Annotated in this window: 11 protein-coding genes; 4 read left to right on the top strand and 7 right to left on the bottom strand. The window is 67.8% G+C overall.

Translation table 11 applies throughout. The features are described from left to right. Positions 1-15: 15 nt before the first annotated feature. Together VK682_RS11725 and VK682_RS11720 are read left to right on the top strand one after the other, a co-directional pair. The gene (locus tag VK682_RS11725; protein ID WP_324781947.1) at positions 16-1,068 is read left to right on the top strand and encodes a tartrate dehydrogenase; all 1,053 of its coding nucleotides are present in this window, start codon (positions 16-18) and stop codon (positions 1,066-1,068) included. Further along, the gene (locus VK682_RS11720) at positions 1,065-2,501 is read left to right on the top strand and encodes an NAD-dependent succinate-semialdehyde dehydrogenase (RefSeq protein ID WP_324781946.1); all 1,437 of its coding nucleotides are present in this window, start codon (positions 1,065-1,067) and stop codon (positions 2,499-2,501) included. Before VK682_RS11725 ends, VK682_RS11720 begins: the two co-directional genes overlap by 4 nt. 236 nt (positions 2,502-2,737) lie before the next feature. On the opposite strand, the gene kce is transcribed toward VK682_RS11720, so the two are convergent. From kce to VK682_RS11690, 6 genes are read right to left on the bottom strand one after another with little or no spacing between them, the layout of a single operon-like run. Further along, positions 2,738-3,673 carry a 3,5-dioxohexanoate:acetyl-CoA acetone transferase gene (gene kce, locus VK682_RS11715; protein ID WP_324781945.1) on the bottom strand — a complete coding sequence of 312 codons (936 nt, stop codon included), beginning with the start codon at positions 3,671-3,673 and terminating at the stop codon, positions 2,738-2,740. A gap of 11 nt (positions 3,674-3,684) precedes the next feature. Further along, the gene (locus VK682_RS11710) at positions 3,685-4,725 is read right to left on the bottom strand and encodes a ketopantoate reductase family protein (RefSeq protein ID WP_324781944.1); all 1,041 of its coding nucleotides are present in this window, start codon (positions 4,723-4,725) and stop codon (positions 3,685-3,687) included. Beyond that, positions 4,722-6,272, bottom strand: a complete 1,551-nt coding sequence (locus VK682_RS11705; protein ID WP_324781943.1) for a sodium:solute symporter family protein — start codon at positions 6,270-6,272, stop codon at positions 4,722-4,724. The genes VK682_RS11710 and VK682_RS11705 overlap by 4 nt, the downstream gene beginning before the upstream one ends. Next, positions 6,269-6,415: a hypothetical protein gene (locus VK682_RS11700; RefSeq protein ID WP_324781942.1), complete on the bottom strand. Its 147-nt coding sequence runs from the start codon at positions 6,413-6,415 to the stop codon at positions 6,269-6,271. The genes VK682_RS11705 and VK682_RS11700 overlap by 4 nt, the downstream gene beginning before the upstream one ends. A 49-nt stretch (positions 6,416-6,464) precedes the next feature. Beyond that, positions 6,465-7,241: an SDR family oxidoreductase gene (locus tag VK682_RS11695; RefSeq protein WP_324781941.1), complete on the bottom strand. Its 777-nt coding sequence runs from the start codon at positions 7,239-7,241 to the stop codon at positions 6,465-6,467. Next, positions 7,238-7,384, bottom strand: a complete 147-nt coding sequence (locus VK682_RS11690) for a hypothetical protein (RefSeq protein WP_324781940.1) — start codon at positions 7,382-7,384, stop codon at positions 7,238-7,240. The genes VK682_RS11695 and VK682_RS11690 overlap by 4 nt, the downstream gene beginning before the upstream one ends. Positions 7,385-7,481: 97 nt before the next feature. On the opposite strand from VK682_RS11690, the gene VK682_RS11685 reads away from it, so the two are divergent. Further along, complete coding sequence (locus VK682_RS11685) at positions 7,482-9,284, top strand: helix-turn-helix domain-containing protein (RefSeq protein ID WP_324781939.1); 1,803 nt, start codon at positions 7,482-7,484, stop codon at positions 9,282-9,284. 539 nt (positions 9,285-9,823) lie between these two features. After that, positions 9,824-10,204 (top strand): response regulator transcription factor, encoded by a 381-nt coding sequence (locus VK682_RS11680; RefSeq protein WP_324781938.1) that lies wholly within the window; start codon positions 9,824-9,826, stop codon positions 10,202-10,204. A 214-nt stretch (positions 10,205-10,418) separates the two neighbouring features. Here the strand turns inward: VK682_RS11680 and VK682_RS11675 are convergent, their stop codons facing one another. Further along, positions 10,419-11,855, bottom strand: coding sequence for a sulfatase-like hydrolase/transferase (locus VK682_RS11675; protein ID WP_324781937.1), 1,437 nt, complete (start codon positions 11,853-11,855; stop codon positions 10,419-10,421). Positions 11,856-11,857 lie beyond the last annotated feature (2 nt).

The raw sequence follows: 11,857 nt of genomic DNA, 5'->3' as shown, positions 1-11,857 counted from the left end.
GGAGCGGAGACGACGATGAAGACCTACAGGCTGGCCATGATCCCCGGCGACGGGATCGGCGTCGAGGTGACCGGCGCCGCGATGCAGATCCTTGAGGCCACAGCCGCGCGGTGCGGCTTTGCGCTGGCGCCGCAGTGGTTCGACTGGTCCTGCGCGCATTATATCGCCACCGGGGCAATGATGCCGTCAGACGGGATCGAGACCCTGCGCGGGTTCGACGCGATCTATCTCGGCGCCGTGGGCTGGCCGGAAAGCGTGCCTGACAGCGTCTCGCTGCACGGGCTTCTGCTGCCGATCCGCAAGGCTTTCGACCAATATGCCAATATCCGCCCCCATCGCCTGCTGCCCGGGGTCGAGGGGCCGCTGCGCGCGCAGGCTTTCGACATCCTCTGCATCCGCGAGAACACCGAGGGCGAATATTCTGGCGCGGGCGGACGGGTGCATCAGGGCCGACGCAACGAGGTGGCGGTGGAAACCGCCATCTTCACCCGCAACGGCGTGGAGCGCATCCTGCGCTTCGCCTTCGATCAGGCGTGCCAGCGGCGGGGCCATGTGACCTCGGTCACAAAATCCAATGCGCAGAAATTCTCGATGGTGTTCTGGGACGAGGTGACGCGCGAGGTGGCCGCCGACTATCCCGACGTCACCGTCGCCCACATGCATATCGACGCAATGGCGGCGCGGATGGTCATGGCGCCCGAAAGCCTTGACGTGGTCGTGGCCTCGAACCTCTTCGGCGACATCCTGACCGATCTCGGCGCCGCGATCCAGGGAGGGCTGGGTTTTGCGGCCTCGGCCAATATCTGCCCCGATGGCAGCGGTCCGTCGATGTTCGAGCCGGTCCATGGCTCGGCCCCCGACATCGCCGGACGGGGCATCGCCAATCCCATCGCCGCGATCTGGTCCGCCGCCCTGATGCTGGACCATCTGGGCGAGGCCGAGGCCGCGCGCGCCATCCTTACTGCCATTGAAGCCACCACCGCGAAGGGCATCGGCACCGTGCCCGGGCGGGACGCGACCGACAAGGTCACCGCGCAGATCCGCGCCGAACTGGAGACGCTCCCATGAACCTGCAGGATCCCGACCTGTTCCGCATCGCCGCCCTGATCGACGGGCGCTGGATCGCGCGGCCCGAACTGGAGGTGACCGACCCCGCCACCGGCGCGAGTCTGGGCCGTCTGCCCGACTGTACCGCCGCCGAGACCCGGGAGGCCATCGCCGCCGCCGCGCAGGCGATGACGGGCTGGGCCGCCCGCACCCATGCCGACCGCGCCGACATCCTGATGCGCTGGTATCAGCTGATCCATGACCATGCCGAGGATCTGGCGCAGATCCTGACCGCAGAGCAGGGCAAGCCGCTGTCCGAGGCGCGGGCCGAAGTGGGCTATGGCGCCAGCTTCGTGCGCTGGTTCGCTGAAGAGGCGCGGCGGATCAACGGCAAGATCATCCCCTCGCCGCAGAAGGGCAAGAAAATCCTCGTGACGAAAGAGCCGGTGGGCGTCTGTGCGATCATCACGCCGTGGAACTTTCCCATCGCCATGATCACCCGCAAGGTCGCGCCGGGTCTGGCGGCGGGCTGCACGATGGTCATCAAGCCTTCGGATTTCACGCCTTTCTCGGCCCTCGCCCTCGCCGTTCTGGCGGAACGGGCGGGCATTCCGGCGGGTGTGCTGAACGTGCTGACCGGCAGGCCCGAGGCCATCGGGGCGGAACTGACCGCAAGCCCGGTGGTGCGCAAGCTCTCCTTCACCGGCTCGACGCGCGTCGGCGCCTATCTTGCGGCGCAATGCGCGCCGACCCTGAAGCGCCTGAGCCTTGAGCTGGGCGGCAACGCGCCCTTCGTCATCTTCGACGACGCCGATCTGGAGGCGGCGGTCGAGGGCGTGATGCAGTCGAAATTCCGCAACGGCGGGCAGACCTGCGTCTGCGCGAACCGGATCATGGTCCAGTCGGGCATCCATGATGCCTTCGTCGCGGCACTTGCGGCCCGGGTCGATGCCCTGATCGTCGGGTCGGGCACGAAGACAGACGTGACCATCGGACCGATGATCAACATGGCCGCCATCGACAAGATCTCCGCCCATGTGTCGGATGCGCTGGACCGGGGCGCCCGCCGGGAAACAACGGCGCGCGACCTGCCACGCCAGTATGCCGACCCGGTGGTCCTGTCCGGGGCCACGCCCGAGATGCGGCTCGCCTCGGAAGAAACCTTTGGTCCAGTTGCGCCCATCTTCCGCTTCGAGACCGAGGAAGAGGCGCTGGATCTCGCCAATGGCACCCCTTTCGGGCTTGCCGCCTATTTCTATACAGGTGACATGGCCCGCGCCTTCCGGTTCGGGGAAGGGCTGGAATTCGGCATGGTGGGCCTGAACACCGGTGTCCTGAGCAACGAGGTGGCGCCCTTCGGTGGCGTCAAGGCCTCGGGTCTGGGACGGGAAGGCGCGCAGGAGGGTATAGACGAATATCTCGAGACCAAGGCGCTGCACTGGGGCGGCCTGTAAGCGCTCTGCTTCCGTGTCCCACGACAGGGCGCCCTGCCTGCCGCATCGCCCTGTCGTCCTTGGCAGGGCGACTGGGCAGAAGCTCGCAATGCCTTGCCCGCGCCGCCATCCGCTGCCGCGGGCCGGACAGGCGGGCAAGGCTGCCGCCTGATCCGGCGGACGGAGGGCGCCGTCCCGGCCGGGCTGCAGGACCGCTTGCGGCATGCGGCGGCAGACTCGGCAATGGCAGTAGCCGGTCAGGCCGCCCCTGTGCCGCGCAGGCCGAGCATCTGGCGCGCCTCTACGGGGCTGGCGATGTCCAGCGACAGGTCCGACAGGATCCGGCGGATCTTCTCGACCTGCTCGGCGCAGGTCCGGGCCAGCTGCCCGCGGCCCAGAAACAGGCTGTCCTCCAGACCGACGCGGACATTGCCGCCCATGATCGCGCCCATGGTCAGCAGCGACATCTGATGCCGCCCGGCGCCCAGCACCGAAAAGCGGTAGGTCTCGCGACCGAAGAGCCGGTCGGCGGTCTGCCGCATGACCATCAGGTTTTCCGGATCGGGGCCAAGCCCGCCGAGGATCCCCAGCACGGTCTGGATGAAGAACGGCGGCTTCACCAGACCTTCGTCGACAAAGTGCCGGAGGGTGTGCAGATGCCCGACATCGTAACATTCGAATTCGAACCGCGTGCCGTAGTCCTCGCCCAGAACCCGCAGGATGTGCTTGATGTCACGGAAGGTGTTGCGGAAGATCATGTCCTCCATGCCCTCGATATAGGGCTTTTCCCAGTCATATTTCCATGTCTGGATCCGGCGCGCCGCCGGATGGATCGAGAAGTTCATCGATCCCATGTTGAGCGAGCACATCTCTGGCTTCAGCTGCAGCGGATAGGCCAGACGCTCGTCCAGCGTCATCCGGGTGCTGCCGCCGGTGGTGATGTTGATCACCGCATCGGTGCGGTCGCGGATGCGCGGCACGATCCGGTCGAACACGGCGGGATCGGCGGTCGGGCTGCCATCCTCGGGGTTGCGGGCATGCAGGTGCAGGATCGCGGCCCCGGCCTCGGCGGCGCCGACCGCGTTCTCGACGATCTGGTCGGGGGTCAGCGGCAGGTGCTCCGACATCGAGGGGGTGTGGACCGAACCGGTCACGGCACAGGTGATGATGACCTTCGGGGGCGTGGACGCCATGGGATGTCCTTTCAGGGCTGCGCCGGATCCGGCGCGCTGTCGAGCAGCGCGGCGAAGCGGCGGATGTTGGCGAAGCCGGGCTGCATGCGCCGGGCCTGCGCCTCGTGGACCAGCGCCACCACCAGATCGTTGACCGGCGTGGCAAAGCCGTGCCTGCGCCCGGCGGCGCAGACCAGACCGTTGATATGGTCGATCTCGGTGTCCCGGCACTTTTCCAGATCCTGCAGCATGGAGGCGCGCAGCCGCCGGTGCGGGTTCCAGATCCGGTGCACCATGGTGAGCGTGGCCGCATCGCCGGGGCAGGCGAACTGCCGGAAGTCCTCGCCCTGCAGGGGAGCAAGGTCATGGCCCTCGGCCCGGGCGGCGCGGGCGACTTCTTCGGCGATCCGCAGCACGGCGCGGAGCGCGGTCGGGTTGTCCAGCACCTCGCCGAAATCGCAGCCCAAGGCCGCGGACAGGCCGCTGAAGGTGGCGTTCATCAGCAGCTTCGACCAGCGCACGCCCATCAGATCGTCAAGCAGCCGGGTGTGACCGACGCAGCCCAGATAGGCCTGCGCCAGATCCAGACGGGGGCGGGGCGGGCCGTCGATCTCGCCGATCTCGAAGGCATGGTCGCGGACCACCTCCGCGGCGGTGGTCAGGCTGGACTGGCCGGGGCCAAGCCATGTGGCGCCAAATCCCACCGTGCCGCCGATGACGCGCCGCGCGCCCAGTGCGGCGACCACCGCCGGTTCCGGGATGCCGTTCTGCAGGGTGCAGACCAGACTGTCCTCGTGCAGATGCGGGGCGAGATCCGCCAGCACCTGCGGGTTCGTGGTCTGCTTGGTGAGCAGGAAGACCAGATCATAGCTGCCCCGCATCTGGTCCGGGGTCAGGGCGCGCACCGGCTGGCAGAGCGTGATCTGGCCGCTGATGCAGGCGCCATGGGCGTTCAGCGCCCGCACATGGGCGGCATGGGTGTCGACCAGTTCGACTGGCCGACCTCCTTTCGCCATCAGCGCCCCGATGACGGTGCCGAGTGATCCGGCCCCGATGATCGCGGCCCGGGTCATGGCTGGCTGGCCGGGGCCGTGGCATCGCTTTCGCGCTGGATGCGCAGGGCGACGGCGCGGGTCGAGGGGCTGACCTCGGCCTCGAAATAGGGCTCCCATGCCTCCTTGGGCGGGCGCGGGGTCAGGTAGACGGCGACCAGCGTCGCCCCCAGAGAAAAGGCCGCGCCCCAGGCAAATGCATTGGCCGATCCGCCCAGCCGGGCCGCGATGAACACCGTGGCCCCGACCGCGATGCCCGCATAGGCCCCCGCGCGGTTCATCCGTTTCCAGAACAGCCCCAGCCAGACCGGCCACATGAAGGCCGCGCCGAAGGCGCCATAGACATAGGTGAAGCCCATGGCCAGCAGCAGCGGCGGCTTGATCGCGCTGATCACGGCAAGAAAGCCCAGCCCCAGCACGGCAAGCCGCAGATGCCGGGTCGCGGCCCGGTCATCGACCGGCTGACCCGGCTTCAGCTGGCGGTAGATGTCGTAATAGATCGACGTCCCGCAGTTCAGCAGCATCGAATTGGCGGTGGAGACCGCCGCCGCCAGCAGCGCGATCAGCGTCATGGCGCCCACGAAGGCGGGAGCATGGCTCTGGACGATCAGCGGCATGATGTAATCGGTGGTGCGGCCTTCGGGCAGGCTGGGCAGCAGCGCCTTGGCGCCAAGGCCGATGACGATCAGGCAGGCGAAGATCGGGATCAGCGCCAGCAGCGCCCACATCATCTGCAGCACGGCGGCCTTGCTGTTCTTGGGCGCCAGAAAGCGGTTGATCCAGTGCGGCGCGACCGAGGCGCCCACGGCATTCGCCATGAAGATCCCCAGCAGCACCGACCAGCCGAACGTGCCCGCAGGCGACAGCATGATGCCCGGCTCCATCGGTTCGCCGCCGACATTGATCGGCGCGGTGGTGACGGCGATCGTGTCGAGGATGGCCCCCAGCCCGCCGGTCGCCGCCAGAACCGCGCCGGTGCCGAAGGCGAGGCCGGTCAGGATCAGGATGGCGTTGAGCGTGTCGGTGGCCGCGACCGACCAGAACCCGCCCAGAGAGGTCAGCATCAGGATCGCGAGAAAGGCAAAGATCGCATATTCATACGGGATGCCGGTGATCGTGTTGAACACGATGCCGAAGCCCACGACCTGCAGATGGCAGAAGATGAAATAGCCCACGAACATCAGCGCTGCGACCAGAAGCTGCAGATAGCTGGTGCGGGCGAACGGCTCGAACCGCATGCGGATGAATTCGGGAAAGGTGCGGGCGGGCATCTGCGGGCGACGGACCCGGTTGGCAAGGATCGGCATGACGGCGGTGGCCAGAAACCAGCCTGCCACCCAGCCGATGATCGCGGCGGCCCCGGTGCGGTAAAGAAAGCCCGGCACGCCCATCACCGAGGCGACGCTGACCCATGTCGCCACCGTGGTGCCGATGCCCAGCAGCAGGCCCATCCGGTGACCGCCGGTGGTGAAATCGGACAGGGTCTCGACCTGCTTCATGCTCTTCATGCAGGTCCAGACCAGAAAGGCCAGATAGGCCCCGAAGATGATGTAATAGGACGCGCTCATTTGTCCGCCCCGTCATAGCGCAGCAGGCTGCCGGTTGCGCCCCACCGTCTGACCCCCGAGGCCTCGATCCGGCTGCAGAGCCAGAGCGACACCCCTATGCTGAAGGCGATGCTTCCTCCCCAGAAACACAGTGCCACGATCATTTTGAACTCCTCCCTCGCATGTCGCCCCGGCCGGATGGCCGAAACGGGCCTACAGCGTCTCCACGTTTCCGCAGACGCTGATCGACTGGCCTGAAATGTTTCGTCCCGCAGGCGCGCATAGGAACAGCGCAAGGCCTGCCACATCCTCCGGATCCACCATCCGCCGCAGCGAGATGCTGGACAGGTACTCCGCCTCCATATCCTCCACAGGAATCCCCCGGGCGGCGGCGCGGGCACGGATCACCTCCTCCATCCGCGCGCCGCGCACCGGCCCCGGCAGGATCGCGTTCACCCGGATGCCGTCCGGCCCCATCTCCTTGGCCAGACTGGCGGTGAGGCCGACGACCCCCCATTTTGCCGCCGCATAAGGCGTGCGCAGCGCATATCCCAGCCGACCGGCCACGGAGGCGATGTTGAGGATCACCCCGGACCGGCTGGCGCGCAGCAGCGGCGCGGCGCGGCGGATGGTCAGGAACTGCCCCATCACGTCCACGTCGAGGGTGCGGCGGATGTCCTCGACCTCCAGACTGTCGATCGGCCCGGTCGGCCCGGCGATGCCCGCATTGTTGACCAGCACGTCAAGCCCGTCCAACCCGTCGAACAGGGCGTCCACCGCGCAGGGATCCGACACGTCGGCGTGCTGGGCCGTGACGCCGGGATGGGCGGCGGCGAAGCGGTCCAGCGCCTGCTGGTCCAGATCGCAGACCGTCACCTCGGCGCGGGCCTCGTGAAAGGCCGCGGCGATGGCCGCGCCCAGCCCGGAGGCCCCGGCGGTGACCAGAACCTTCAGGCCCGGCTCGGGACGCAGGCGGTCGAGATGGCTCATCGCGCCCGGTCCTGCGCTGTCGGATCCGCTGCCTTGGTCCCGCCCGCCGCGGCAGGCGCGCCGGACCTCTCGGTCGGATCCGGATGCTGCTCCGTTTCGGGGAAGGCGGTGCGGAAGGCTTCGATCTGCTCGGCGTCCAGCATGGCGGTCTCTCTGTCCGGAAAACTTGTCGTCCATGCTTGTCATGGCTTGCGGCGGCAGCGTATGTCGATGATGCACGTTCTGACCGGAATTTTATGTATGAATGACACAGATCAGACGCCACCGGGCGCGGCCCCGCAGGATCCCTCGGTGGAGCGTGCGCTCAACCTGCTCATCGAGACCACGCATGATCTGTCGCGCACGCTGGCGCTGGAGGATCTGATGAAGAAGATCGTCAGCCGCGCCCGCGACCTCGTCGGATCCCATCTGGCCTGGGTGACGACGCTGGACGAGGAGGCGCAGCTGTTCCACAATCTTGCGACGGAGGGGCATCTCTCCCCCGGCACCGCGCGCATGACCGCGAGCATCGACCGGGGGGCGGTCAGCGTCGTCATGGCGACCAAAAGCTTCTTTGCCACGCAGGATTATCTGGCCGATCCGCGGTTCAGCCATTCCGAAAGCCTCGACCGGCAGTTCCGGGCAGAGCGGATCATGTCGCTGGCAGGCTTTCCGATCCTGTCAGAGGGCAAGGTGCAGGGGCTGCTTTTTGTCGCCGACCGCTATGCCCGCCATTATACCGGGCGCGAGGTGTCGGTGCTGGGATCCTTCGCCCTGCATGCGGGCGTGGCCATGCGCAATGCGAAGAACTTTGCCCAGCTGACCCGCGCCCTGACCGAGGCCGAGCAGAGCCGCCAGTCGCTGGAGGAGCATATCAGCAGGGTGGAGGTTTCGGCGCAGGCCCATGACGAGATGATGTCGCTGCTGGCGCAGGGGGCGGATCTGTCGATGTTCATGCGGCGCATGGCGGCGCTTGTCGATGGCGCGATCCAGTATCGGGACGACACGCTGAGCCTGCGCCACGAGGTCGTGCCGCCGGGCTATGACGGCGGGCTTGTCGCGCGGCTGCGGCAGGGCGGGCTGGATCAGGCCCGGATCCTGTCGGCCATCGCCACCTCCCGTGCCCATGGCCGCGCCGCCCCGGTGCATGAGGAAGCGGACGAGCGTTGTCTGGCGCTGGCTCTGCACAATGGCGGGGGCCGGGGTGACAGCCTGATCATCTGCCTGCGCGGGCCGGTGGATGACATCCAGATGCGCAATCTCGAACGCAGCGCCGTCGCCCTGTCCATCGCCAAGCTCTGGACCGAAAAGCGCGAGACCGAGCGGCAGATCGCCTCCTCGACGCTGCTGCGGCATCTGGCGCTGGTGACCCAACCCGACGCGCCGACGCTTGCTGCGGTGCGGGACCGGCTGAAGCTGGCGCCGGGCCAGCCGGTGCAGCTGGCGCTGATCCTGCTGCGCGGCCCGGACCGCCGCGGCCAGATCGACACCCTGCGCCATGCCGGCGCGCGCCTCGACATTCTTGTGGATGTCATCGACGATCACGGTCTGGCCATCGGCACCGCCGAGGCGATCGCCAGCTTCCTTGCAGCCCTCACGCGGGCTCGGCCCGACCAGAAGGCCGGGGGGCTGCTGTCCGATCCTTTTGCGGAGCTGGACGGCACGGCGGGCCATTACGCCCGTGTCGCCAAGGCGCTGCGGGTCATGTCGCGGCTGGCGGCACTGGACCGGTTCCTGCCCGAACGCGAGGTGAACCTGTTCGCCCGCATCTTCGAGACGGCGGATCCGGCGCGGATCGCCGAGTTCGTGGCCAGCCGTCTGGCCCCGATCGAAGGCCGCGACCCGCAGGGGCGCGCCCGGCTGAAGGCGACGCTGCTGGCCTATTTCGACAACCAGCACAGCCTTGCGCTTACCGCGGCGGCTCTGGGCATCCATGTCAACACCGCGCGGCAGCGCCTGAACACCCTCGCGCAGGTCACCGGAGGCTGGCGCGATCCGGTGGTGGCGATGGATCTGCATGTCGCCCTGCGTCTGGACGCCCTGACCGCCGGCTCCCCGGTCTAAGCGCTCCGCAACGACGTGGAGGGCGGTTTATCCCGCTCTGGCCGGCCCGATCTGACAGCCCGGGCAGCACAGGTCTTGAGAGGGTCGCCAGCACTGCGGGTTTCCGGCTGGCCATCGCACTGCCGGTGTGGTGGCGCCGACAGCTCCGCTCGCATGGTTTTTCCCTCCCGCCAGGACAAGCCGGCACAAGATGCGATCCCGAGGGCGGCACCGGTGCCGGGCGGTGCGGCCCTGCGGAAGGATCAAGCGCTGCAGGGCGCAGAGGCGGGGCTCCTGTCGCCGCAGGCAAGGTACCAGACCGCCACGGTCATCGCCGTTTCGGCCTGTGTCGAAAATTCCGGAAGCTTGGATCTTGGTGGCTGGACTGCGACCGGCTCTGTAGGTCTCTGATAGCGTGTGCTGAGGTGGCAACAAGACCGGTCTGCGCCCGGGGGCGGCGCGGCTCATCTCGCCATAGGCTTCTTGCCTGCGCGGATTCACGGCGCCGTGAAACTTCCGCACGCATGCAGCCGTGTCTCGCCAAAAAAGAAAGGCTGATAATGGCGAAAATTCTTATCGTAGATGATGATGCCGCCGTCGCGGCGACCATGAAGGCAATTCTTGGATCCGCCGGTCACGACGTGACGGTGGAGAGTCACTCCGACCTTGTCCCCAAGATTCTTGCCAAGGAAAGCTTCGATCTGATCATTTCGGATCTGTTCATGCCGCATTTTGACGGGCTGGAAATGGTCCTGCAGATCCGCAAGCTGTGCAAGAAGACGCCCATCCTGATCGTCACCGGAGGATCCCGGTATATCCTTACCGGCACTGACGAGCTGCGTGGCATCACCAGCAGTGCCGAGCTTTTCGGGGCGAACGCGATCCTTCAGAAGCCCTTCAAAAGCGCAAAGCTGCTGAGCACCGTCGAAGATTTGCTTTAGCCTCGCGCCACCGCGCGTCCCCGAGATGTCGCGGCCCGTGTCTACGACGGCGCCTCGTAGGGGGCGCCGCGTCAAGGTCGGGACCATGCCGCTGTTGCGCGGGCATGGCACTGCGTGGCGTCCACGGCTGTAGGCCAGGCAGCATGTTCAAGACCAACCGTCCTGATCCCGGCCGGAGCCCCGGCGCGCTGCGCTGTGACCGGGGCAAGCCGGGTCAGGTGTAGCGGTTGCGCTGCGGATCGGGGTCGCGCCAGCGCACCGGTTCGGCCGGGCGGGTCGCGGTCACCCAGTCGCGGAGGAGGGCTGTCCGTGCCGCCTTGCGCCGCTGCGCCAGCGCGATGCGCCCCGGCTCCCAGCCAGCCAGCAGATCGCGCGACAGGTCCAGCAGCAGGTCGCCATGGTCGGGGCAGGAGGCAAGGTTGGTGGTCTCGTCGGGGTCGCGGTCCATGTCGAAGAGCTGCGGGGGCAGGCCGTCATACCACACCAGCTTCCAGCGCCCGTGCCGCAGCATCCTGTGCCGCTGCGGCGGCAGGGAGATGTTCATCAGCCCGCCGTAATAGCTGCTGACGCTGGTCTGGGGGCGGGTGCGGTCGCGCAGGTCATGGCCGCAATGGCCGGGCAGCCGCGCGCCGCCCAGCGACAGGATCGTGGCGGAGAGATCCATGAGGTTGCACACCCGCCTGTCCACCTGCCCCGCCTCGAAGCCGGGGCCGCGCAGGATCAGCGGCACCTTGGCACTTTCGTCATACATCGTGCTTTTCCACCAGAGCCCGCGTTCGCCAAGCGCCTCGCCATGGTCGGAGGTGTAGATGCTCACCGTATCCGGCCGCTCCGCCACCGCCTCGAACACGCGCCCCGCCAGCCGGTCGATGCCGCAGACCAGCGCGTAATAGGCGGTGCGGCTGGTCTGCGCCGCCTCTGCCGAAAGGTCCGCCAGATCCCCTGCGGCGCGCCATGCCGCGATGGCGGGGGGCTCCTGCTGCGGCACGGGCAGGCGGGGCGGCGGCACGCTCCCGGCCAGCGCGTCGAAATCCGCGCGCGGGGCGATATAGGGCGGGTGCGGGCAGAACAGCGAGATCAGGCAGAAGAAGGGCCGCCCGGTCTGCTGGCGCTGCCGGGTCAGATCCTCCAGCGTGTCCAGCGCCTGAGCGGTCACCGCCGCATCGAAGGCCTGATAGGAGGTCTCGCCCACGCCGGAATGTGCCAGCTCCGGGCCGCGGTTGCCGCGCCCCTTGGTCAGCGGGCCGATGTCAGGGGCGCCGGATCCGGGCCAGTTCGGCCCGATATCCCCCAGCACCCGGTCGAAGCCGTGGCTCTGGTCGGGGCCGTAGAAATGCATTCTGCCCACCAGCCTGCAGTCATATCCCGCCGCCCCCAGCGCATGGGCAAGGGTCGGGATGTCGGAGGGCAGGTAATCGTCATTGCCAAGCACCCCGGACTGATGCGGCTCCAGCCCCGAAAGAAACGCCATGCGCGACGGCACGCAGAGAGGGGACGGGCAATAGCAGGTGTCGAACCGGGTGCCCGTCGCCGCCAGCGCGTCCAGCGCGGGTGTCCGCGCCGCACCATCGCCTGCACATCCCAGCACCCGTGCGGCATGCTGGTCGGTCATCACCATCACGATGTCGGGGCGAGGGTCGGTCTGGGGCATGA

Origin of the sequence: Salipiger marinus, assembly GCF_035481585.1 — a bacterium.
GTDB lineage: Bacteria > Pseudomonadota > Alphaproteobacteria > Rhodobacterales > Rhodobacteraceae > Salipiger > Salipiger marinus.
Note: the sequence above shows the minus strand (reverse complement) of the source record. Positions and strands in the feature narration are given on the sequence as shown.